Origin of the sequence: Nguyenibacter vanlangensis (assembly GCF_038719015.1) — a bacterium.
Taxonomy (GTDB): Bacteria; Pseudomonadota; Alphaproteobacteria; order Acetobacterales; family Acetobacteraceae; genus Gluconacetobacter; species Gluconacetobacter vanlangensis.
Window position 1 is genome coordinate 1,539,309 of sequence record NZ_CP152276.1, and the last position, 23,205, is coordinate 1,562,513.

Here is a 23,205-nt window from a genome sequence, read left to right on the forward strand (position 1 = left end):
CCTGTCCCCTACCGTTCCCGCTCAAGCAGGCGATAGATTTCCTCCTCCTGCGCGAAATGCAGGCGGGTAATGGCTTCGAGGCCGTAGAGCAGGCGCTGCAGTTCGCGGCGCTGCAGCGCATTCGCGCCATGTTCCGACACGGCGCGGCGCAGCGCGGCCAGATTGTGGATCTGGCGCCGTATCTCCATGTGGGTGCGGCTCATGCCGGCCAGCAGGTCGGGCATGCGCGCCTGCCGCCTGATGCGGGCATAGATCTCCCGGTCATCCTGCCGCTCATGCGGCAGAAGCCGCTGTCGCAGCATCTGATCCAGGATTTCCAGATCCTTGTCGAGATCCGGCCCCGACACGTCATGCGACCGGTCCGCGGTCACGCGAATGCGGTCGACGACGTCGAGCAGCGCCTGGTGTTCGGCATCGAGGGCGCGCAATTCATCCGGTGCGAGGCCGGCATGTCCGGCGCGGCGCCAGAGGCCGCCATGCAGCGCGCGCAGGGCATTGAGAATGACGGCGGCATCGATACCTTCCTGCAGCAGCGCGCCCTCGACCGGGATGAGATACCCCGCGGTGGCGGCCAGCATGGCGCAAATGGACAGGCCCACGCCCGCATAGACGCTTTGCAGCGCGATCCGGCGCGCCCGCCGGGCGATGCGCAGGGCATCCACCAGCCGGTCCAGCCTGTCGACCAGGATGACGATGTCCGCCGCCTCCGACGAGGCCGCGGCACCGCGGGCGCCCATGGCCACGCCCAGGTCGGATGCGGCCAGGGCCGGCGCGTCATTGACCCCGTCCCCGGCCATCAGAACCGGGCCGGCCGATTTCTCCGCGGCGACGATCGCCGTCTTGTCCTGGGGCTTGAGATCCGCCACGACGGCATCGACCTCGAGGAATACGCCGACACTGGCCGCGAGGTCGGCCCGGTCCCCGGTCGCCAGTACGATCCGGCTTATGCCGGCATCCCGCAATTGCCGCAGCACGACCCCGGCCTCGGGCCGGACCTGGTCCGCCAGCAGGAACGCGCCGGCGACATGGCGGTCGATGCCCACCGCGACCGCCACCGCGCCGTCGCGGCGCATCCACTCCGAAATTTCCGCCGCAAACGGCGTGTCGTCGGTGGCGGCGCGCACATAATCCCAACTGCCGACCACAACCAGATGCCCCTCCAGCCTGCCGGTCACGCCGGCGCCGGACTGTTCGTGGGCCGCCTCGGGCAGGGACAGGACGATCCCGCGTTCTCCGGCGCTCAGCACCAGCGAACGCGCGACGACATGGTGCGAAACCTGGTCGAGCGACGCCGCGATGCGCAATAATTCGCGCGGATCGATGGTGTCGCACATCATGTCCAGAATGCGGGCCCGGCCGTCGGTCAGGGTGCCGGTCTTGTCGAAGATGACGGTCCTGATCCGGCTGAGCTGTTCCAGCGCGCCGCCGCCCTTCACGAGGATGCCGCGGCGCGCGCAGCGGGAGATGCCGGACATGATCGCCACCGGCACCGCGAGGATGAGCGGACAGGGTGTTGCCACGACCAGGACCGCCAGGGCCCGGACAGGATCGCGGCTGACGATCCAGGCCGCCCCCGTCACGAAAAGAGTAAGCGCGAAGAAGACCAGCGCATAACGATCGGCCAGGCGCACCATGGGCGCCCTTGCGGCGCCCGCGGCCTCGACCAGACGGACGATCCCGGCATAGGTGCTGTCGGCGGCCGTGCTGGTCGCCTGCATGCCGAAGGCGTCGCCGGCATTGGTCGTGCCGCTGACGATCGCGGCGCCGACCCGGTGCGATACGGGCAGCGCCTCTCCCGTCAGCGCCGATTCATCCAGGACGGCGATCCCCTTGGTCACCAGCCCGTCCACGGGAACGACATCGCCCTGCCGCACCAGGATGCGGTCGCCGGCCAGAAGCGCGGCCAGAGGCACGTCCCGCAATTGTTCCCCGTCATAGCGGGCGGCGCTGCGCGGCACGCGATCGAGCAGCGCGGTCATCTCGCGCCGCGCGCGCCCCTGCGCAAAACCTTCCAGCGCCTCTCCGCCGGCAAACATCAGGGCAATGATGATGCCGGCCAGATTCTGGCCCAGCAGAAGGGCGCCCCCCATGGCGAGGGCGGCGATCAGGTCGAGTCCGAATTCGCCGCGACGCAGCGTCAGGGCGATCTGCAGCAGCAGGAAGCACAGCACGACGGCGGTTCCGGCCATCCAGAACCAGTCGCTCCATGCCCAGCCCAGCAGACGCCCCACACCGCCGATGCACAATGCCCCGGCAACCAGAGGAAGCAGGACACGCCGTGCCGCCCCGTCCAGGATGGCGCCCAGGGTGACGCCCAGGGTGATGGGATGCCGCGTGATGGGATGCCGCGCATCCTCGGCCCGCTGAGGCATGATGAAGGACCCCCTCCGACAAGCGACCGGACCGCATGATCGGGCGCGTATATCGGGAAATCTTGTATCGACGCGAACCTGAAACCAGCCGCGTCGCGAAAGACGTCCGAGGGCGAACCCGACCGTGCGTCGCGCGTTGCGAATGCGATCGGGCCGTCACGCCCTTTCGGTCGCAGGCAGGGCCGCGGCAGGCGGGGCCGGATGTCCAGGGGACGACGCCATGGCCATTCCCGTGCAGATCACCTTCAAGAACATGGATCCCTCGCCGGCGCTCGAGGCGAAAATCCGCGCCAGGGCCGCACAGTTGACGCATTTCGAAAGCGACATCCTGCGTTGCCATGTGACGGTCGAAATCCCGCACCGCCATCATCACCAGGGCGATCTGTACCACGTGCAACTGGTGGTGAGCACCCCGGCGGGCGACATCGTCGTCTCGCGCGAAGGACCGCGAAACCATGCGCATGAGGACGCCTATGTCGCCGTCCGGGACGCGTTCGACGCGGCAGTCCGCCGGCTGGAAGACCATGTGCGCACGCGCGGCGGACAGGTGAAACACCACGAACCCATCTTGCAGGAGGGCCACGTCACCCGCTTCGTCGCCGGACAGGATTACGGCTTCATCGAACTGCCCGATGGGAAAGAGGTCTATTTCCATCGCCACAGCGTGGCCGACGACGGATTCGACCAGTTGCAGGTCGGCAGCCCGGTGCATGTCGCCGTTACCGAGGGGGAAACCGGCCTCCAGGCCGCCATCGTGCGTCCGGGCGAGAAACGCCGGCCGGCGTCCTAAACCTGACGCCGCCATGTCCGACCTCACCCTCCTGCTCGGCGGCGACGTCATGCTCGGGCGCGGCGTGGACCAGATCCTGCGCCATCCCGGCCAACCCGAACTGCATGAGCGCCATGTCGCGTCGGCCCTCGGCTATCTCGACCTGGCCGAGCGGGAAAACGGTCCCATTCCCCGGCATGTCGCGCCGGACTATGTCTGGGGCGATGCCCTGCCCTATTTGCGCGATGCCGGCCTTTCGGCGCGGATCGTCAATCTGGAAACGGCCGTCACCACGTCCGGCGCCTATGTGCCCAAGGGGATCAATTACCGGATGCATCCGGACAATGTCGATTGCCTGACGGCGGCCCGCATCGATTGCTGCGTGCTGGCCAACAATCATACGCTCGACTGGGGGCAGGCCGGCCTGATGCAGACCCTCGATACGTTATGGAAGGCGCATATCCAAACCGCCGGCGCGGGGCGCGACCTGGCCCAGGCCACGGCCCCGGCCGTACTGCCGCTTGCCGGCGGCGACCGGCGCCTGCTGGTCTTCGCCTGCGCCCTGCCGAGCAGCGGCGTGCCGGAGGAATGGAAGGCCGGCGCGCATATGCCGGGCCTGTATCTTCTGCCCGACCTGTCGGCCGGCAGCGCCGAACTGGTCGCGCAAGACATGCAACGCTGGCGCCGGCCGGGCGATATCGTGATCGCCTCCATCCATTGGGGCGGCAATTGGGGCTATCTCATCCCGCAGGCGCACCGACAATTTGCGCAGGCCCTGATCGATCGCGGCGCCGACCTGATCCACGGGCATTCCGCGCATCACCGGCTGGGGCTGGAATGCCATCGGGGGAAACTGATCCTGTATGGCTGCGGCGACCTTATCAACGATTATGAAGGGATCGGAGGGTACGCCGCGTTCCGGCCCGATCTGGCCGCGCTCTATCTCCCCCGCCTGGGCACAGACGGCCGGCTGGCCGCCCTGCGCGTCGTACCGATGCAGATCCGCAATTTCCGCCTCCGAACGCCACGGCAATCCGATATCACGTGGTTCCATCATGTCCTGGCCCGCGAAAGCGCGGCGCTGGAAACATCGCTGACTCCGCTGCCATCGGGAGAGTTCGAGATCCGATAGCCAGGCCAAGAGCCGGGACCAGCGTCTAATACCAATCCACTTGGACATTGACCGTTTGGAAGACAGGTCGGGCTCCGCCCGAACCCGGCAGGGGTCACTGACCCCTGCACCCCATTACCCCCGTTATATTGATAAATAATCGGTTTCCAAAGGCACCGCCTTTGGCGGGGTTCGGGGCAGCGCCCCGAAAAGAGAGAACGGGACGGTCAATCATGACACGCGCTGGTATAATCGGCTTCGTGCCCGGCGGTACAGCATTGGGGGTCGCTGAGGACCATGCCGGTCACCGGATTGGGGCGAAAAGTGGTGCAGCCCTTGAGGCCGCTGTCATAGGCAAGGTCGTAGACGCGCTTGAACGCGTCGAACGGATAGTCCTGCGGCACGTTCACGGTTTTCGAGATCGCGCTGTCCACGAAGGGCTGCAGTGCCGCCTGCATGGCGATGTGATCCTCCGGCCCCAGGTCGCTGGCGGATACGAAAGCGGGCGGCAGGCCCGGCCGCCCGCTTTCGCCCCCGGCCCCGCGCGCCCCGGCCCCCCGAGCCCAGACCTCAACGGCATAGTCGGTCAGCAGAAAATCCCGGGGCGCCGCGGTTTCGTCCAGTATCGTGCGGTGATGGGACGCGGCGAAGATCGGCTCCAGCCCGCTCGAAACATTGCCGGCCAGCAGGCTGATGCTCCCGGTCGGCGCGATCGCCAGCAGATGGCTGTTGCGGATGCCGGACGCGGCGATCGCATCGCGGATATCGCCGGGCAAGGCGCGGATGAACGGCCCCTGCATATAGGCATCACGCACGAAACGCGGGAAAGGCGATTTCTCGCGCGCCAGGGCAACCGAGGCGCGATAGGCCGCGTGGCAGACGACGCGCATCATGTCCGCGGCAACGGCGCGCGCCTGTGCGGAATCGTAGCGCAGGCCCAGCATCAGCAGCATGTCGGCCAGCCCGGTCACGCCCAGGCCGATGCGGCGCGAGGCGCGGGCGTTCTCGGCCTGCTGCGGCAGGGGATAACGCGAGACATCGATCACGTCGTCGAGAAAACGCACGGCGCCTCGCGTGGCCTCCGCCAGGCGCCCGGTATCGAGATCCGCCTGCGGGGTAAAAGGCGCGCGCACGAAACACGCCAGGTTGAGCGAGCCCAGGTCGCACGCCCCGTAAGGGGGCAACGGCATCTCGCCACAGGGATTCGTGGCGCTGATCCGCTCGCAATACCAGAGCGTGTTGGACGCGTTGATCCGGTCGACGAACAGGACCCCGGGCTCGGAAAAATCATAGGTGCTGCGCAGGATGTCATCCCATAGCGCACGGGCGCCGACACGCCGCACGACGCGGCACGGGACCGGAACGGACAACCCCGGCCATCGCCGCGCCACGCTCTCGCCGCCCTGATCGTCCGGCCCGAATGCGGCGGCCGGAAACACCAGCGGCCAGGCCGCGTCGGACCGCACGGCCGCCATGAAGGCGTCGGTCACCTGGACCGACATATTGAACCGCCGCAGCATGCCGGGCCGATGTTTGGCCGAGACGAATTCCGCGATGTCCGGATGATCGCACCGCAGGGTCGCCATCATCGCGCCGCGCCGGGCACCGGTCGACAGCACGGTCCCGCACATCGCGTCCCAGATCTGCATGAACGAGACCGGACCGGATGCGATGGTGCCGGCCGCCCATGCCCGCAGGCCGCGCGGGCGAAGCGTCGAGAAATCCAGCCCGATCCCGCCGCCGGCCTGCATGGTCACCGCCGCTTCCTCCAGAGCCCGGAAGATGCCCGGAATCGAATCCTCTATTTCTCCCATCACGAAACAGTTGAAGAGGGTGACATTGCGCGCGGTTCCGGCCCCGGCCTGAATCCGGCCGCCGGGCAGGAAGGACCGATCCTGCAGGAGATCGAAGAAACGCGCCTCCCATAACGGCGCGCCGGACGGCTCGGCGGCGGCGATGGCACGCGCGACGCGCCGCCAGCTATCGGCAATGCCCGCCTCGCTCCGGCCGGCATCGACCAGCCGATATTTGGCGCGCCATACATAATCGGAAATTTCGGCCGGGTCCATGTCCATTGAACCTGTCCGTGTCGCAAAACGGGCAAAAACGGAATGTGACCCGGCCGCCGCGCGGAAAAAGCCCCCCGCCCCTGGATTCATGGGGGATCATGCCAATGTGCCATCATTATCCTGCGATGCCGATGGAGCAGGCGCATGCCGGTCCAGAATGCCGAGATCGCGGCGATGTTCGACCAGACCGCGGACCTTCTGGAAATCGAGGGCGCGAACCAGTTCCGGGTACGGGCCTATCGTCGCGCGGCCCGCACCATCGACGGCTTGCCCGAAGCGGTCACCGCGATGCTGGAGGCCGGGGAGAACCTTGCGGACCTGCCCGGCATCGGTGAAGACCTGGCCCACAAGATCGCGGATATCGTCGGCTCCGGCCGCTTCGCGCTGCTGGACAAGCTGAAGGCCGAGCTTCCGGGCGAACTCGACGCGCTGGCGACGCTTCCGGGTCTCGGACCGAAGCGCGTGAAAATCCTTTACGACCTGCTCGGGGTCCGCTCGCTGGATGATCTGCGCCGGGCGGTGGCGGCGGGGCATGTCCATGAATTGCCGGGGTTCGGCGACATCACGGAACGCAAGCTCGGCGAGGCGCTCGGAAGACCGGTGGGCCCCAGGCGCTTCAAGCTTGCGGTCGCCGAGGCCGAAGCCCAGGCGCTGACCGGCTATCTGGGCGAAAGCGGGGGACGCGTGGCGGTGGCCGGCAGCTATCGCCGCCGCCGCGACACCATCGGCGATCTCGACATCCTGGCGAGCAGCGCACAGGCCGCGACGGCCGGCGACAGGCTGGCCGCCTATGAGAATACCGCAGAAATCCTGGCCCACGGCCCGACGCGCACCACCGTGGTCCTGCGTTCGGGCATCCAGGTCGATTTGCGCGCGGTTCCGGAAGAAAGCTACGGCGCCGCCCTGCTCTATTTCACCGGCTCCAAGCCGCACAACATCGCCCTGCGCGCGATCGCCGCCAGGCATGGGTGGAAACTCAACGAATACGGCCTGTTCGCCGGCGAACGCCGCATCGCCGGCACCACCGAGGAGGAGATCTATGACAGGCTGGGCCTTGCCTATATCCCCCCTGAAATGCGCGAGGACCGCGGCGAGATCGCATTGGCGCAGGCCGGAAGGCTGCCGCGCCTGATCGCACTGGCGGATATGCGGGGCGACCTGCATGTCCATTCCGACTGGACCGACGGCACGGCCACGATCGCCGACATGGCGGCGGCGGCCCGTGCCTGCGGCCATCGCTACATGGCGCTGACCGACCATAGCCGGCGCGTCGCCATGGCGCACGGGCTGGACCCCGACAGGGTCGCCCGCCAGGGCGCGGAAATCGACGCGCTGAATGCCGGCCTCAAGGGCTTCACGATCCTCAAGGGGATCGAGGTCGATATCCTCAAGGATGGTACCCTGGACCTGCCGGATACGACGCTTGCGCGGCTCGATATCGTCGTGGCCGCCATCCATTCCTTCTTCGACCTGCCGCGCGACGCGCAGACCGCACGGATGCTGCGGGCGATGGAAAACCCGCACGTGTCGATCATCGCCCACCCGACCGGCCGCCTGCTGGGCGAACGCGCGCCCTACGCGATCGATATGGACCGCGTCACGTCGGCCGCGCGCGACCTTGGCTGTGCCCTGGAAATCAATGCCCAGCCCGATCGGCTCGATTTGAATGACGCCCATGCCCACATGGCCAGAAGCAAGGGCGTCAAACTCGCCATTTCCACCGACGCGCATTCCGTCAACGCGTTTCAATATATGCGCTTCGGCATCGACCAGGCACGGCGCGCATGGCTCGGCCCCGACGACGTGCTCAATACCCGCCCGCTGGCCGGGCTTCGCGCCCTGCTGGGACGGCGTGCCGCGCGCGCGGCATAGGCGGCAGCGGTCCGCGCGCCTATCGGAAATCCGTCTCGGTGTTCAAGGGCGAAGCGGGGTTCATGGGCGAAGCGGGGTTCTGAAATCCGGCGGCAGGGACGGCGAACGGGTCCGCCGGCCATGCCAGCATCCCGATCCGCCCGATTTCCAGCAATTTTTCGCGCGACGCGCCGTCGCGCGCCTGCACCGCCATCCCGCGGAACAGCGCGCTGAAGAACGCCGCAAGCCCTTCGGCATCCGTATGCGCCGGCAGGTCCGCGTCCGCGATCCCCTTGCGCAGGCGCTCCACCAGCGCAGCCTCCGACAGCGCGCGCTGCCGCGCCATCAGGTCGCGCAACCGCGCCTGTTCCGGCCCCCCCTGGGTGCCCGACACCGAGATCATGCACCCGGCCGGCAGATCCTCGCGGGTGAACTCCATGGCCGCCGCCAGCATGAGTTTCTCGAACGCCGTCCTCGTATCCGCGTTTTCATGCAGGATGCGCAGGAACCAGGTGCCGGCCGCCTCGAGATAAGCGTCGATCGCCTCCTGATAGAGCCGCTCCTTGCTGCCGAACGCGTTGTAGAAGCTCGACGGGCTGATCCCCATCGCGGCGATCAGGTCGTCGAAACGCGCGCCCTCATAGCCCCGGTCCCAGAACAGCCGCATCGCGGCGCACAGGGCCTTCGACCGGTCGAAGGATTGCGGGCGGCCGCGGCCGCGCTTCTCTCCACACGGTTTCTCCTCGCGGATATTTTTTGATGCCATCGCTCCATAAATCCTTGAACGCCGGATCTCCGATCCTCATGTGGCTGATGTTGGAGCGGCCACTCCAAATTTTAAGCCCGTGGCCGCTCGACCCCGACAGGACGTCACGAAACAAGGCACCATGCCGTGCCGGATGAAGCAGGAGCAAGAACCATGAGCAGACTTTCAGGAAAAGTGGCGGTCGTGACCGGCGCCTCCAAGGGCATCGGTGCCGGCATCGCCAAGGCGCTGGCGGCTGAAGGGGCCGCCGTCGTCGTTAATTACGCCTCCAGCAAGGCGGGCGCCGACGCCGTCGTCGCGGCGATCACGGCGGCCGGCGGCAAGGCCGTCGCCGTACGGGGCGACGTGTCGCGCAAGGAGGACGCCGAGGCGATCATCGGCGCCGCCATCACGCAGTACGGGCGGCTCGACATCCTGGTCAACAATTCCGGCGTCTATGAATTCGCGCCGCTGGAACAGGTGACCGAGGAACAGTTCCACAGGCTCTTCAACATCAACGTGCTGGGTGTCCTGCTGACCACCCAGGCGGCCGCCAGGCATGTCGGCGCGGGCGGCAGTATCATCAATATCAGTTCCGTCGTCAGCAGCATCACCCCGCCGCATACCGCAATCTATACCGGCACCAAGGGCGCCCTGGATGCGATCACCCGCGTGCTGGCCCTCGAACTCGCGCCGCGGCAGATCCGGGTGAACAGCATCAATCCGGGCCTGATCGAAACCGAAGGCACGCAGAGCAAGGGCATCATCGGTTCCGATTTCGAGAAGAACGCCCTCGCCCAGACCCCGCTCGGACGCGTCGGCCAGGTCGGTGACATCGCGCCGGTCGCGGTTTTCCTGGCGTCCGAGGACTCCGCCTGGCTCACCGGCGAAGAAATCATCGCCGCCGGCGGGGTTCGCTGAACCCGGTCCTTTCGGCCTGAAACGATCATGACATCCCGGCCCGGGGAGTTTACTCCCCCGGGCCGGACTGGTCGGCCATATATCCCGAGCTTCGCTCACGCGTCACGAATGCGCAAATTCTTGTAGACGGCATCTCTGATCTCATTCGGAAACAAGCCGTCACTGCCCTCCAACCCCGTGTTCGTCATTGAAACCGCGCTAAGTTGGGCCACCTGGTCGATGAACCAGCTGTGCCCGAAAACTCCTCCCCAGCGGGCGGTCCCCGCCGACGCCGGCGACCCGGCCAGCGCAGGATGATCAAGCCATGCGCCGATAAGGCAAAATTGCCATCCGGGTGCAACCGCATGTGGTAGATGGGGCGTCTGATTCGATAACGCCTCCGCTGCACCGGATTTTCCGAAAGGCGTTCTGCCACGCCAAAGAGATTCGAGCAGCAACATGTAATCCGACGCGGTCCCGATCATTCCATCACTACCGGACAAGAAGGCCTGACCGTCGAAGATCCTGTCGGGGTGAAATATAGTTTGACCGCCCCATGGATCAGGAAGCACGTGCGGGTCACGCATGCGAACCGGTTGCGTGGCGCCGTCGGCATAGGCGGTGGCCAACCGGGAACGGTCCGTCACGCGAAATCCCGTATCGCGCATGCCCAATGGCCGAGTCACGAATTTTTCCACGGCGCCTTCGAGTGTGTCATCGGCAAGCAATGCCGCAATCGCCCCGAGCACGTCATAGGATCGGGAATAAGCCCAGGCCATCCCCGGCGTGAAGCGCAGCGTGCTGCCGCCATGAAGCCTTACGACCTGCTCCAGAGACCGATGATAATAAGCCATTTCGATTCGTCCAGGATCTTGTCCGTCGCTTGCGAGTCGCGACACGTCCAGACCAAGACCGGACGTGTGGGTCAAGAGATGCCGGACAGTGATCGGCGGCATGCTTCCGTCGGGCATGCATGGCGTGAAGGCTGGGAAAAAATCCGACACCGCATGATCGAGGTGGAGAAGCCCGCATTTCACCTGCGCCAGGATACATGCTGCGATGATCGGCTTTGTCAGAGACGACAGCCGAAACATCGTATCGATATTCATCGGCCTCCCATTCTCGCGATCGGCCCATCCATGGGCGGCCTGATAGATCGACGCTCCACGATGGCAAACGATCACCACCGAGCCGACAATGCGCCCGCCATCGATTGCAGTTCTGGCTATGCGGTCAAGGTCGTCGCGAAGGCTCATCGCGTTCTCCGTTTTAAACCCACCAATCGATGGCGAAGCTGCGCATGACCGCCGTCCCCCTGGTAATCCCGCCAAATTACCGCTCATCGCGCATTTGGCATGTTGCCTTCGGCCTACGCAAGTTTCTCTTTTCCCAGATCCGCACGCCCTCACCCACCAAACGGCAGACGTCACGATGCCCCCCTCAGCGCGGCATCGCTTTCATCGCGACAGGCGAATATCCGGTTCGACAAGGACCGGCGATGCCGGAAGAAGCGTCGTTCCGGCCAGATACAGGATCGACGCGATCCCACTTCCCGCAAACCATGAAAAATTGCGCAGCGGCGCAAGAGCCGCACAGAATTCGGGCAGCAACGCCATCGCGACGGCGCACAGCATCGCCCCGATGGCCACGGGATTACACCCCCACCAGTCGCGATAGGGGCCTTGCGCGGCATCGGCGTAAAGTGCGCGCACATCGCGCCACCCGCGCCGTATCAGGCAGAAATCCGTCAGGACGATCCCGAAAAACGGGCCGATGAAGGCCGAGAGCACGTCGAGCGTCATATGCATCCGCGCAGGGTCGTCGTAGAGGTTCCAGGGCGTGATCGCCACCGCGCCCACGCCGCACAGCCACCCGGCGCGCGCCCAGTTCATGCGCCCGGGCGCCAGCGCGCACAGATCCAGCGCGCCGGAGACAAAATTCGCGGCGATATTGATCCCCGCGGTGGCCACGGCGAAGGTGATGATCGCCAGCAGCGTGGCGGTCACGCTGTCCACCCGCGCGATGATCGCCACCGGATCGATCAGTTGCGCGCCGAAGACCGGCAACGTCAGCGCGGTCGTGGCGACGGACAGAAGCGAAAACAGCACGAAATTGACGGGCAGCCCCAGCAGGTTGCCCCAGATGATCTGGCGCATGGACCGGCCGTTCCGGGCGAAATCGCCGAAATTGAGCATCGGTCCGGAAAAATACGAGACGACCAGCGCCACCGCGTTCACCGCCGCCAACGCCCCGCCATGCGCCTCGGAATGCCACAGCGCGGGCCAACGCCATCCGTTGCGCCGCGCCAGATAGAGCAGCAGCAACAGCATGACGCCATAGACCGCCGGCCCCGCCAGGTCGAAGAAGCGGCGGATCGCCGCGACCCCGCGCTGAAAGATCAGCATCTGCACGGCCCAGAGGATGACGAAACACCCCCACCCCACCGCCGAGAGACCCAGGAAGCCATGGCGGCGTACGTCGTCCCACGCGGCCAGCCCGGGCAGCAGGCGGACCAGCAGCAGGCAGATGGCGTTCGATGCCAGCCATGTCTGGATTCCGTACCAGGCCATCGCGACGACGGCCCGCACCGCCGCGGGCAGCAGCGCGCCGCGCCGGCCGAATGAGGCACGGACGACGATGGCGAAGGGCACGCCGTGACGCTGGCTGGGCATCGCCATGAGCGTGCAGAACACGCACACCAGCAGGCTGCCGGCGACCAGCGCCCCGAGGACCTGGAGCGCCGACAGGCCAAGGGAAAACAGCGTCCCCGCCATGACATAGCCGCCGATGCTGTGGACATCCGACATCCAGAAGGAGAGATAGGCGAACCATCCCCAGTCCTTCACCGCCACCGGCGCGAGTTCGTCATGCGGCATCCCCGTCCCGGCGGCCCGTTCCATTCCGTCAGAACCCCGTCCGGAAGGTCACGATCGCATAAAAATGGCTGAGCGTATTGTAGGTCGGTGCCTGCCCGGCGATTTCCGTGCCGAAGATGCCGCGCGTCGTCCTGGCGTTCAGGCGGGGACTGTTGATCGCGGAATAGGCCTTGGTATCGGCGAGATTATTGATCCACAGCATGATTTCCGGCGACTTGAAGACCGATGACGTCCTGCGGCCCAGCCAGCCCGTCTTGGGCAGGCGTGCGCCGACGGTCAGGTTCATGGTCACGAGGCTCGGCAGCGCCTCATCGTTCATGAAGGTCGAATATTGCTTGGAAAAATAGGTCAGGCCGTAATTCCAGAAGAACGTCCCGTTATCCCAGTCGATCCCCAGCGACGTCGTCCATTCGGGGCTGTTGATCGCCGTCTTGCCCTTCGTCGGAAGGTAGTCGTTGCCCGCCCGGATGTTGTTGTCGATGGTCGAATGGAGATATTGCGCCGACACATAGGGCCGGAAATGATGGATCGGCCTGGTCCCGATCTCGGCGTCGAAACCGTCGCTCGTCTGCCCGCCGCCGTTCAGGTTCTCGGCGATCTGCTCGTTGCCCAGATAGCCATAGGTCGAAATCTGACGGTTGGTGAAATTATAATGAAAATACGTCAGCGATCCGACCAGCAGCGTCCCGTCATAGCGAAGCCCCGCTTCCTCCGAGATCGAATATTCCTGCTTGACCGCGGCATTGCCGCGATAGGCATATTGCCCGGTATTCGGATTCAGGGTCGAGATCAGATAGGAATCCGGCGGCGCCTTCGCCCCGGTCGCCACGCCCGCGAACACCTGCCAGTTCCGATCGATCTGGTAATGCGCGCCGAGCTGCGGCAGAAGCTGCAGCTCGTTCAGGCCATATTTATAGGGCAGCCCCGGCAGGCGCTGCGTCGCATCGCGGTTGATCATCGTCACGCGCATGCCGCCCTCGGCGACGAACCGCCCCTGCAGAAGGCTGAGCGTATCACCCGCATACAAGGCGTTGGTCTGCGTGATGTCGCTATAGTCCGTGGTATAATAAGGCCGGCCATCGGGCATCCGCAGGGTCTTGCTGAGATAACCCCAGGGCGTATAGGGCGAACCGTCCTGATAGACGCCGGTAAAGCCGGTCAGGTCCGTCGCATTGTCATAATCGTACCAATATCCGATGAACGGCTTGTTGGCGCCGAGATCGACAATCGTCCTGGCGCTGAACCCGCCACGCATCTCGTTCAGGCTGGAATAGGATTCCGCGATGCCGGACGTCGTGCCGGGATGCTGCCCCGGGATGACCATGCCGGTGACGAACTGGTTCCCGTAATACAGGTCGTTGTTCAGGTCGGTACCCGATCCATAGACCTTGTCGTTATAGGCCGTATAGGGCGTGAAGTCGAAGCTGACGCGCCCGGCCTTGAAATGCATCGGCGCGACGATGTTATAGGTTCGCGAATGCAGCCAGTTCAGCTTCCAGTAATCGGTATTCTGCGTGCCGGGGTCGTAATAGCGCGCGAGTTGATTGCTCCAGCCGTAGCGTCTCCAATTGGCCATCGTCGTGTTCCAGTACGGCTCGTTCCCCGCCAGGCCGCGCATGAATCCGCCGATCAGCGCAATCCGGTTGTTCTCGTCCCATTCCTTCAGGATCTTGAAATCGACGTGCTGGAAACTCTCCTGCCCTGGTCCGCGATAGAACGAATCATGCTGGTTCGAGACCGAGATGAACGAGCGGATGCCCGAATGCCCCCATTCGCCCGTATCCACGCGGAAGAACTGGCGCGTATAGTCCCGGCTGCCCGCGCCGACATCCGCCAGGCCGCCGAATGTCCGCGACGGATCGCGCATCGACAGGGAAAACAGGCCGCCCGACCCGTTGATCGCGGGAGAATCCAGGCCGGCCGAGCCAGGCTGGACGGAAATGCTGCCGATATTCTCGGTATCGATCACCCAGGCCAGGTCGAGGTTATATCCGCCCACGCTTGAAAGCGGCATCCCCTCATAGACGTTCGCGATCTCGTCCTGGGTCAGGCCACGCATGCTCAGCGCCGATTTCTCGTGCCCGGCCGGGTCGGTATTCGCCACAACGACGCCCGGCGCCATCTTCACCAGGTTATAGGCGTTCTGCGCCGGGGCCTGCTTGGCGATATAATCCTGCGAAATCGTGCTGCGGGCCTTGGGCGCCGTCTGCGGGCGGATCAATCCCCCGCCCGGCGCGCGGCCGTTGACGCCATCGGCACCCAGGGTCGCGCCCTGCACGGTGATGGCCTCCGCCTGCGGCGGCAGGGCGGCACGGCGCCGTCCGGCCGGCGGCACCGTTGCGCCGGCCCGGGGACGATGGCTGGCGGCGGCCCGGCCTTTCGCCGGCACGGCCTGCGCCGGCTGACGCGCCACCGCCGCCGAAAGCAGCAGCATCGCCGGCAGAAGCGCGCTTCCGCCCGCCAGGGAGAGCCGTAGCGGCAATTCCCGCAATTTTCCTCTGCTGGCCATCTCGTCCCTCTCCATCCTGCACGTGCCCGGCCCACCGCCCGGAACCCGACCACTCGCGAAACATTCCGAATGGAGAATGACGATCCGTCACAATATGTCAACGATTATTGTTCACAATATTTGAGAGCAAATCAGCCCCGTGCTGCCATATGGGACACCACCGCCCGCAAGGTTTCGGTGAGGCTGCAATGCACGGGCACCGCCAGCCGCGCGGCCAGCGCATCCCGAAATCCCGCCAGCCCCGTCCCGCCGAGCAGGATCCGCTCCGCACCGGTCCGTTCGATCGCAATCAGGGCTTCAGCGGCCAATGCCCCAAGCGTGCCGTGCGGATCGGCCTGCGCCGCCCGGCCGAAATGGGGAATCGCCCGCACGTCGGCCAGGCTCCGGCCATATCCCGTCCGGTCGGCCAGGTCGCGGATCAGCGGGGGCCAGTCCGCTCCTCCCGTCACGACGGCGAACCGCCCCCCGGGCGCCGCGCAGGCGGCGAAGCCGCTCTCGGCCATGCCGAAGACCGGCGCCGAAAGCGCCCGGCGCAGCGCGTCGAGCGCCGGGTCGCCGAAACATGCCAGCAGGACGGCGTCGCACCCCGCCAGGTCCAGGCCGGCAAGGCAGTCCATGGCGACCATGCCCGCCATGCGCAAGGCCTTGGGCGATGCGATATACCGCGCCCCGCGCGGCGCCGTCATGCCGCGCACCGCCCAATCCGGCAATTGGCGCCGCGCGATCGCCACCAGTCGGGCGGTCAGCGCGGCATCGGTATTGGGATTGAAAAGCAGAAGCCGCGGCACGGCGTCCCCCTTGCGACCAGGGCGGAAGCGGAAGAGCCTCGCCGCTCGCCATCCTATTGTTCATCTTTTTTGTTTACAATCTATAAGTGGCAGCCCTTTCACTGGACAGGGATGCGGCGGCCATGCATGACGTTCACAATCGATCATGCGCCTCCTGCTCCCGAGACAGCCAGAACCGCCATGTCCATGACGCTTTCGTTTTTCGACCCGACCGATTCCAATGGCCTCGCGCCGGAAGAAGCCACGATCGCGAACCGGATCCGCGACGCGATCCTCGAGCGGCGCCTGCCGCCGGGCAGCAAGCTGCCCGAGGAGCATCTTGCGGAGACCTTCGCGACGACGCGCGCGCGCGTCCGCCGCGTCCTGCTGGCATTGTCACGCGAACATATCATCGTGCTGCAACCGGCCCGCGGCGCCTCGGTGGCCCGGCCGACGCCCGAGGACGCGATGCATATCCTCGCAGCGCGCCGCGTGCTCGAAATCGGCACCGTCGAACATCCCTGCCGGAAACTGACGGACGAGGCGTACGAAACGCTGCGCGCGACGATCGAGCGCGAGCGCGAAAGCCATCGCCAGAATGATTCGGTGAACATGATCCGGCTGTCCGGCCAGTTCCATCTCGAACTCGCCCTGGCCGTCGGCAACCCCGTCATCGCGGCGATGCTGCGCGACCTCATCCTGCGGACGTCCCTGATCATCGCCCTGTTCGAGCGGCGCAAGGCAACCTGCTGCCTGACCATGGATCACGGGCAAATTCTGGCGGCGATCCACGAAGGGGCGACCATGGAGGCGGCACGCCTCATGGCGCGGCACCTGCTGGAAATCGAGGGCAACATGGATTTCTCCCTCGCCCCCCCGCCCGTCACCTCGCTCAGCTTCCTTCTCGCCCCGTCATAACGATCCGCATCCGCCGCCACGCCCCGGCGGCAAGCCGGTGCCACCTGCCCGGGCCTTGGGGGATGGCATGATGGGATAGACCCGTCACGACATGGTCCACGTCACCGTTTTGCAGAAAATCCCACGACACTGCGTGGTTCCGACCGACCGCGAGAGGCCCCGGAAAACAAAACGCATGTCCGATGAACACCGGTTCACCGGACATGCGCCATGCCATGGTTTCGCCCGACGGCCCTGCCTGCTCGGATGCGCGCATCCGAGCAGAACCTGCATCAGCCGTGCTTCATGTCTTCCAGGATGGCGTCGCCGGCACGCAGCGACAGCGCCGCCATCGTCAGGGTGGAATTGACCGTTCCCGACGCCGCCATCGTCGCCCCCGTCGCCAGGAACAGGTTCGGATGGTCATGCGTCCTCAGCCATTGGTCGACAACGGAATCCTTGGGGTCATGCCCCATGATGGCCCCGCCGGTGATATGGTTGTTCGGCGTGAAATAGGGCGTCATCTCGATTTCCGTACCCCCCATGGCCTGGGCGATCTTCATCAGATGCTGGCGTGACAGAACCGCCGACTTGCGGACATAGTCGCCGACATCGTACGTCACTTCCGGATGCGGAATCCCCAGCGCGTCGCGATGATCCTTCGACAGAACCAGGCGGTTTTCCGGATTCGGCAGGATCTCGTGATTGGCGTAGATATCCACGCCATGCGCCGAACGGCGGCGGATCTCCTCGTCCAGCTTCTTGCCGACCAGCCCCAGGGAAAGGGCCTTCATCCCGGCGCGGGAATTCTGCGCCGTGTTGTTGTAGCCGATCTGGATGGCGGCACGCTCCGAACGGAATGCGCCGTCGCGGAAATTGGTGATCGAACTCATCTGCACCGACCCGCCGCCGGCCCAGACGGGCTCCGCCGCCTGGAAGCTCATCCCGATCCCCGGGTGATCCATCATGTTGCGGCCGACCTGGTCGGACGAATTGGCGATCCCGTTGGGGTTGCGGTCATTGGCCGCCAGCAGCAGCAGCTTGGGCGTCTCGATGCCGTTGGCCGCGATGACGAACGTCCTGGCGACGACGCGGTGCGTCCCCTTGTCCGGATCGTAATAATTCATCGCGACGATGTTGTTTTTCGCGTCCGTCTCGATCGCGTAGACGACGGCGTTGGCGATGATCCTGGCACCGTGGCGCTCGGCCTTCCACGCCCCGTAGACACCGTGATACATCGCGCCGATCGGACAGATCGGCATGCAGTTGTTGTTGCCGCAGCACTGGGGACGGCCGTCATAGGGACGGCTGTTGCGGGCCTGGGGCACCGGCGTATTGTCATAGCCCAGCGGCTTGACGATTTCCGTGAAGAGACGATCCCCCGGGCCATAGGGCATCGAATCCATCGGCCACGGATTTTTCCTCGGCGCCGACGGAATGATCTCCTGTCCGTTGGGGCCCTTCACGCCCATTTCCAGTTCCGCCGCGTAGTAATACGGCTCCAGCTCGTCATAGCTCATGGCGTAGTCGCGGCCGACGCCATACGTCGATTTCAGGCGGAAATCGTTCGGCAGGTAACGCCAGCTCGACGCGGCCCAATGCCAGGTCGTGCCGCCCACGCCCTTGATGATGCCCTGACGATACGCGCTGGCGTCCGGCCCCTTGACGATCAGATAGCCATTGTCCGGAAAATAATTGGTATGCGGCGCCCACGGGACCGACGGGTACGGCGTGGCGTAGTCGTACAGGGACTTGTTGTTGGGCGGCATGTTCCGCCAGTTCTCGACGATCTGGTCGCGATCCCTGTGCGGACCCGCGTCGAGCAGCAGCACGGACAGGCCGTTGCGCGCAAGCTTGTGCGCCAGCATGGAGCCGCAAATACCCGCGCCGACGATGACGACATCCGCCGTCTGCGTATCTTGTGCCATGACTGAAATTTCTCCTGTTTCCCGGCGGCTCAGGCGGCGCGTCTGGACTTGAGGGCAAAACGAAGCACCAGAGCGAGGACGCCCAGGATCACGAGAACGACGACAGCCAGGACCGCGATGACCGAAGGGTCGGCAAGCTTCGCAATAGGGACCTGCTTGCCGCCCGCGCGGACCGTGGCGACGGTCTCGGCGGTCACCGAAGCCTGCGCGTTGCCGAAATGCGCCAGGACGTAATTGGCGATCGCGGCGACCTGCTGATCGGACAGCGACTGCACCAGGGAATGTCCGTCGAAACCGGGCATCAGGATTTCACGGCCACCGACCGTCCGGTCGACGCCGAAAAGGATGCTCGCGACCAGGTCGTTCGGGTTCAACTGACCCGTGGTCGTGTTGCCGACCAGCGAGGGATAATATCCGTCGGCACTGCCCCTGCCATCCGACTGGTGGCAGCTTGCGCAGACCGATTCATACAGGACATTGCCGGCCGCCATGGTCGTGATGGTGCTGTCGCCGCGCCGCGCGTTGGCTGCGGCGTAATCGAACGGCGCCGCCTTGCCGCCATGCGCGAAATTCGCGACGCTCTGGCCCGGCTCGCCGATCGCCGGCACCGATTTCACATAGACCGCGATCGCCGCCAGGTCATCCGGCGTCAGATACTGGAAACTATGCTCGACGGCTTCGGCCATCGGTCCCGCGGCACGGGCATGGGCGGTTTTGCCCGTCTGCAGATAGGTCTGAAGCGCCTGGTTGGACCAGCCGCCGACCCCGGCCACGGCATCGCTGGTGATGTTGGGCGCCCGCCACGATCCGACATCTCCTCCCGCGAGATAGGCCGATGTTTTCGGTGCCAGAAGGATATTCCTCGGCGTATGGCATTCTCCGCAATGCGCGAGGCCATCGACGAGATATTTGCCGCGATTCCACGCGGCGCTCTGCGCGGGATCGGCAACATAGGGCTTGCCGACGACGCCGCTGAGCAGCTTCCAGCCCCAAAGGGACGCCCGGATCGAAAACGGGAACGGAAGCCGGGTTTCCGGCGCGGGCCGATCCACCGGCTTGACCTCGTGCATGAGGTAATCGTACAGCGCCGCAACGTCGTCGTCCGTCAGCAGGCTATACGACCCGTAAGGCATCGCCGGATAAAGCTGGGCGCCATCCGCCCGCACACCATGCCGAATGGCGCGGGAGAATTGCTCGAGCGTATAATTGCCGATGCCGTATGTCCTGGACGGCGTGATATTCGTCGAATAGATCGCCCCCATCGGCGATGCGATGGCATATCCGCCCGCCAGGAACGCGCCGTCACGGCCATTGGTGTGGCAGGCCGCGCAATCGGCAGCAACCGCGAGATAATGGCCGCGGCTCATCGGTTCTCCCTGCGATGCTTGCGCATGCGACGGCGCCGCATACCCCGCCAGGACCAACGGAGCCGCCAGCCAGAAACGCCGAAGCAGCGTTCCGGACGTCGAGACAGAATTCTTCAATGTTTTCGCTCCCGTTCAGAATTGCGGCATTTGCGCGACGGGAGCAGGCTCGGCGACCCAGTAATTCGGGCCGTTATGCGCATAGGTCGGAATCACCACGACATCGCGCGCCGGCTGATACATCAGGGCATTTTCGAACGCATAGACCTTGGCATCGGTGCCGTCTTCTATCACGCCGGAATACCAGCCGCGAATGATCTGCAGCAGCGTGTCATGCAGCGGATTGCCGCGCAGCGATTCTTCCAGCGCCTCGACGTCCGCCGGCTTGCTGTCAGCAACCGTCTTGATCAATGCGGCAAGCTGATCCGGAAAAGCCGTGCTCTGGGCACGCAGGGCCGCCAGAAGGGACCGCCCGACCAATGGGTCGAGATTATCGTGTCCGGTTGCGAAACGGGAAAAGGCGACGAATTCCGCCGTGTCGTCCCCCGCCGCGCCGCCGATCCCCTGGGCCATGGCCGACCGGAAGGACGGTGCGAACAAGCCGAGAGCCGACGCGCCGGACACCATCAGCATATTGCGGCGGGACACCATACGGCCGCGCGCGCGCGGCGTCCCCCGCATTTCAGTATTTTCCATATCTTTTCCGATTTATCGAAAGCGTGAATTTAAAAATTCAAGAAATACGCAAAATCTTCTTCCCAGCGTCAGCGGACTTTACCAGAAGGGTGGACAATCCATAATCGCGGAAATTTGTGAGCGCAATGCGCCGGGACCGCGGACGGGAGGGCGAACAGGTAACTTTTTTTTGACCACGAAAAGGAGAGCCGTTCATTTGGAAAAACAGCCCGTCAATTACATGATATCAGAAGAATAATTCCATAATTCACAGTTAATTATAAATATTTGAATGTTATTTCAAGTAAATACCGATCAAGACCGGCATATTGCCGGGATTTTACGAAATATTAACATAATTTTTATATAATATCAATTTTATTATATGATTTCTTAGGCAGGAATAAATAATTATTTATGTTATTTTATTTTCCCAGAAGCATTCACGGCACATATTAAACAGATATTTAATTTAGTAACCTAAGTATAAATTATTATTTAATCAGACGATACTTCCACGATTTTACGTTCTGTAGATTTTACACCGTATATTTTTTTAAACGGACCTTTCCGAAAGAACAATTTTCCGTCTCGTGACCGGCGGCTCTCCTTGGACAACACGGACATCCATGGAGCGCAATAACGGAATCGAACAGTCTATGCTAAGCCGGGTCCCAGTGATCCATGCCCCGATACGAAAGAAGACTTGATGCCCCCATTCCCCTCATGAATCGAATGCCTCTTTTTCACAGATAAAAAATTTCGCTGTTTCCCATAGGACTCCAATGGTTGGACGCAAGAAATGTCACCATTTACGTCACTTCATTGAAAGTGCCGCATGGTTCCTTGTCGCTTTTGTTCTGACGTCTTTCTGTCATTCGCACGGGGCGCATGCCCAGGCCCATGCCCAGACCCAGGCCGTCCCGCATGAGCTGATCGACCAGGGCGCGCCGCCGCCGGAATATCAGGGGATCGCCTATCCCATGGATAATGTCGGGGAATTCAATGTCGGCCCCATCATCCCGACGCTGGCGGGCGCGCCGCATCTGTTCGGCGACTGGCATGGCATCCAGCCCTGGCTGGTCAAGCGCGGCATTTTCCTGAATTTCTCTTTGAACGAGGAATATATGGGCAACATCACCGGCGGCAAGACCCGGGCGAACGTCCTGGCCGGCCAGGTCGCCGGAGAGCTGGATATCGACTGGCAACGCCTTGCCGGGGTGAACGGCTTCTGGACCCATATGCTCGTCGTCAATGGACACGGCCGGAGCTTCAGCCAGGCCGTCGGCGATTCCGTTACCAACCCCGAACAGATCTACGGCGCGCGCGGCAACGTGGTCGCCCATCTCGTCGAACTCTATGCGGACAAGACCTTTTTCAACAAACACGTCATCCTGTCCCTGGGCGACATCCCGACCGGCAGCTTCTTCTCCTTCGATTATACGGCCTGTTTCTTCATGAACGTCTCGGTCTGCAGCAATTTCGCACCCGGGAAATACAATCCCGGAGGCCGCGACTGGCCCTCGGGGAATCTGGGCGGCGTTCTCAGGATCCGTCCGACCGATCAGACCTATATCATGGGCGGCGTCTTCGCCGTCAGCCCGCACGCCTATAATGGCGGCATTTCGGGTTGGGCCATGGCGCAAAGCGGCCTTGGCAAGGTGACGTCGCAGTTCGAAATCGGATGGATGCCCGAATTCGGCCGGGACAAGCTGCGCGGCAACTACAAGATCGGCTATTGGTACGACAATTCGCGCTATCCGAACCTGTACGAGGACATCAACGGCAATTCCTTCCAGGCCACGGGTCAGTCGCGCCGCTATGAAGCCGGCATGAACGTCGCCTGGCTGATGTTCGACCAGATGCTTATGCGCAACGGACCGGGGCTGACCAACGGCCTGATCATCGAAGGCGGCGCAGGCTATGCGCAGGGCAACGAGGTCGCCATGCGCGACCGCGAATGGGTCGGCTTCGTGGACAGCGGCACATCCTGGCGCCGGCCGGGCGATTTCGTGGGCATCCTGTTCCAGCATGTCGACATGAGCCGTACCGTCAGCCTCCAGCAGGAATCCTCTCAAGCCCTCGGACAGCCCTTCCTGTCCAACCAGTGGGGCCCGGTTTACGGAATCCAGAACTGGGAAAACATGTACGAGGCGTTCTACAGCATCAACCTGGCACCGGCGACGAACCTTCAGGCCGATTTCCAGTATATGCAGCATCCCGGCGCCACGACGACCTTCAAGGACGTCGCCGTGCTCGGCGGTCAGTTCACGACGAATTTCTGATGCGTCCCGCCGGGCCGAAGATGCCCTTCACACGACCCCCGGCGGCCTGCTTTATATGAAGCCTGCTTATATAAGCCCTGCTTGTAT

16 protein-coding genes are annotated in these 23,205 nt (G+C 64.1%); 6 read left to right on the forward strand and 10 right to left on the reverse strand.

Going from position 1 to position 23,205, the window contains the following annotated elements:
- Positions 1 to 8: 8 nt before the first annotated feature.
- On the reverse strand, positions 9 to 2,372 hold the full coding sequence (locus tag AAC691_RS07025) for a heavy metal translocating P-type ATPase (protein WP_342629482.1): 2,364 nt from the start codon (positions 2,370 to 2,372) through the stop codon (positions 9 to 11).
- A gap of 220 nt (positions 2,373 to 2,592) precedes the next feature.
- Between AAC691_RS07025 and AAC691_RS07030 the strand changes: the two genes are divergently transcribed.
- Together AAC691_RS07030 and AAC691_RS07035 are read left to right on the forward strand one after the other, a co-directional pair.
- A complete protein-coding gene (locus tag AAC691_RS07030) occupies positions 2,593 to 3,162 on the forward strand; it encodes an HPF/RaiA family ribosome-associated protein (RefSeq protein ID WP_342629483.1) in 570 nt (189 codons plus the stop codon).
- 13 nt (positions 3,163 to 3,175) lie between these two features.
- Positions 3,176 to 4,273, forward strand: coding sequence for a CapA family protein (locus AAC691_RS07035; RefSeq protein ID WP_342629484.1), 1,098 nt, complete (start codon positions 3,176 to 3,178; stop codon positions 4,271 to 4,273).
- 206 nt (positions 4,274 to 4,479) lie between these two features.
- Here AAC691_RS07035 and AAC691_RS07040 read toward each other — a convergent pair whose 3' ends face one another.
- Positions 4,480 to 6,327 carry an adenosylcobalamin-dependent ribonucleoside-diphosphate reductase gene (locus AAC691_RS07040; RefSeq protein WP_342629485.1) on the reverse strand — a complete coding sequence of 616 codons (1,848 nt, stop codon included), beginning with the start codon at positions 6,325 to 6,327 and terminating at the stop codon, positions 4,480 to 4,482.
- Between the two features lie 138 nt (positions 6,328 to 6,465).
- On the opposite strand from AAC691_RS07040, the gene polX reads away from it, so the two are divergent.
- On the forward strand, positions 6,466 to 8,193 hold the full coding sequence (gene polX / locus AAC691_RS07045; RefSeq protein ID WP_342629486.1) for a DNA polymerase/3'-5' exonuclease PolX: 1,728 nt from the start codon (positions 6,466 to 6,468) through the stop codon (positions 8,191 to 8,193).
- A 19-nt stretch (positions 8,194 to 8,212) separates the two neighbouring features.
- On the opposite strand, the gene AAC691_RS07050 is transcribed toward polX, so the two are convergent.
- Complete coding sequence (locus tag AAC691_RS07050; RefSeq protein ID WP_342629487.1) at positions 8,213 to 8,938, reverse strand: TetR/AcrR family transcriptional regulator; 726 nt, start codon at positions 8,936 to 8,938, stop codon at positions 8,213 to 8,215.
- 153 nt (positions 8,939 to 9,091) lie between these two features.
- Here AAC691_RS07050 and AAC691_RS07055 point away from each other — a divergent pair, with 153 nt between their 5' ends.
- A complete protein-coding gene (locus AAC691_RS07055; RefSeq protein WP_342629488.1) occupies positions 9,092 to 9,838 on the forward strand; it encodes a glucose 1-dehydrogenase in 747 nt (248 codons plus the stop codon).
- 95 nt (positions 9,839 to 9,933) lie between these two features.
- Here the strand turns inward: AAC691_RS07055 and AAC691_RS07060 are convergent, their stop codons facing one another.
- From AAC691_RS07060 to AAC691_RS07075, 4 genes are all read right to left on the reverse strand, one after another.
- The gene (locus AAC691_RS07060) at positions 9,934 to 11,073 is read right to left on the reverse strand and encodes a serine hydrolase domain-containing protein (protein WP_342629489.1); all 1,140 of its coding nucleotides are present in this window, start codon (positions 11,071 to 11,073) and stop codon (positions 9,934 to 9,936) included.
- 201 nt (positions 11,074 to 11,274) lie between these two features.
- Positions 11,275 to 12,717 (reverse strand): cytosine permease, encoded by a 1,443-nt coding sequence (locus AAC691_RS07065; protein WP_342629490.1) that lies wholly within the window; start codon positions 12,715 to 12,717, stop codon positions 11,275 to 11,277.
- 4 nt (positions 12,718 to 12,721) lie between these two features.
- On the reverse strand, positions 12,722 to 15,202 hold the full coding sequence (locus tag AAC691_RS07070) for a TonB-dependent receptor domain-containing protein (protein ID WP_342629491.1): 2,481 nt from the start codon (positions 15,200 to 15,202) through the stop codon (positions 12,722 to 12,724).
- Between the two features lie 131 nt (positions 15,203 to 15,333).
- Positions 15,334 to 15,990 (reverse strand): aspartate/glutamate racemase family protein, encoded by a 657-nt coding sequence (locus AAC691_RS07075; protein WP_342629492.1) that lies wholly within the window; start codon positions 15,988 to 15,990, stop codon positions 15,334 to 15,336.
- A 186-nt stretch (positions 15,991 to 16,176) separates the two neighbouring features.
- Between AAC691_RS07075 and AAC691_RS07080 the strand changes: the two genes are divergently transcribed.
- Positions 16,177 to 16,887, forward strand: coding sequence for a GntR family transcriptional regulator (locus AAC691_RS07080; RefSeq protein ID WP_176639591.1), 711 nt, complete (start codon positions 16,177 to 16,179; stop codon positions 16,885 to 16,887).
- Positions 16,888 to 17,159: 272 nt separating this feature from the next.
- On the opposite strand, the gene AAC691_RS07085 is transcribed toward AAC691_RS07080, so the two are convergent.
- The 3 genes from AAC691_RS07085 to AAC691_RS07095 all read right to left on the reverse strand — a co-directional run bounded on the left by AAC691_RS07085 (position 17,160) and on the right by AAC691_RS07095 (position 20,839).
- Positions 17,160 to 18,794, reverse strand: coding sequence for a GMC family oxidoreductase (locus tag AAC691_RS07085; RefSeq protein WP_342629493.1), 1,635 nt, complete (start codon positions 18,792 to 18,794; stop codon positions 17,160 to 17,162).
- Positions 18,795 to 18,823: 29 nt separating this feature from the next.
- Positions 18,824 to 20,161, reverse strand: a complete 1,338-nt coding sequence (locus AAC691_RS07090; RefSeq protein WP_342629494.1) for a cytochrome c — start codon at positions 20,159 to 20,161, stop codon at positions 18,824 to 18,826.
- Between the two features lie 132 nt (positions 20,162 to 20,293).
- A complete protein-coding gene (locus AAC691_RS07095; RefSeq protein WP_176639593.1) occupies positions 20,294 to 20,839 on the reverse strand; it encodes a sugar dehydrogenase complex small subunit in 546 nt (181 codons plus the stop codon).
- Between the two features lie 977 nt (positions 20,840 to 21,816).
- Between AAC691_RS07095 and AAC691_RS07100 the strand changes: the two genes are divergently transcribed.
- On the forward strand, positions 21,817 to 23,118 hold the full coding sequence (locus AAC691_RS07100; protein ID WP_246285478.1) for a carbohydrate porin: 1,302 nt from the start codon (positions 21,817 to 21,819) through the stop codon (positions 23,116 to 23,118).
- The last annotated feature ends 87 nt before the right edge of the window (positions 23,119 to 23,205 follow it).

Coding starts and splice junctions, on each gene's coding strand:
- AAC691_RS07025 (WP_342629482.1), bottom strand. CDS start 2,372: ATGCCTCAGCGGGCCGAGGATGCGCGGCATCCCATCACGCGGCATCCC.
- AAC691_RS07030 (WP_342629483.1), top strand. CDS start 2,593: ATGGCCATTCCCGTGCAGATCACCTTCAAGAACATGGATCCCTCGCCG.
- AAC691_RS07035 (WP_342629484.1), top strand. CDS start 3,176: ATGTCCGACCTCACCCTCCTGCTCGGCGGCGACGTCATGCTCGGGCGC.
- AAC691_RS07040 (WP_342629485.1), bottom strand. CDS start 6,327: ATGGACATGGACCCGGCCGAAATTTCCGATTATGTATGGCGCGCCAAA.
- polX (WP_342629486.1), top strand. CDS start 6,466: ATGCCGGTCCAGAATGCCGAGATCGCGGCGATGTTCGACCAGACCGCG.
- AAC691_RS07050 (WP_342629487.1), bottom strand. CDS start 8,938: ATGGCATCAAAAAATATCCGCGAGGAGAAACCGTGTGGAGAGAAGCGC.
- AAC691_RS07055 (WP_342629488.1), top strand. CDS start 9,092: ATGAGCAGACTTTCAGGAAAAGTGGCGGTCGTGACCGGCGCCTCCAAG.
- AAC691_RS07060 (WP_342629489.1), bottom strand. CDS start 11,073: ATGAGCCTTCGCGACGACCTTGACCGCATAGCCAGAACTGCAATCGAT.
- AAC691_RS07065 (WP_342629490.1), bottom strand. CDS start 12,717: ATGGAACGGGCCGCCGGGACGGGGATGCCGCATGACGAACTCGCGCCG.
- AAC691_RS07070 (WP_342629491.1), bottom strand. CDS start 15,202: ATGGCCAGCAGAGGAAAATTGCGGGAATTGCCGCTACGGCTCTCCCTG.
- AAC691_RS07080 (WP_176639591.1), top strand. CDS start 16,177: ATGACGCTTTCGTTTTTCGACCCGACCGATTCCAATGGCCTCGCGCCG.
- AAC691_RS07085 (WP_342629493.1), bottom strand. CDS start 18,794: ATGGCACAAGATACGCAGACGGCGGATGTCGTCATCGTCGGCGCGGGT.
- AAC691_RS07090 (WP_342629494.1), bottom strand. CDS start 20,161: ATGAGCCGCGGCCATTATCTCGCGGTTGCTGCCGATTGCGCGGCCTGC.
- AAC691_RS07095 (WP_176639593.1), bottom strand. CDS start 20,839: ATGCGGGGGACGCCGCGCGCGCGCGGCCGTATGGTGTCCCGCCGCAAT.
- AAC691_RS07100 (WP_246285478.1), top strand. CDS start 21,817: ATGGATAATGTCGGGGAATTCAATGTCGGCCCCATCATCCCGACGCTG.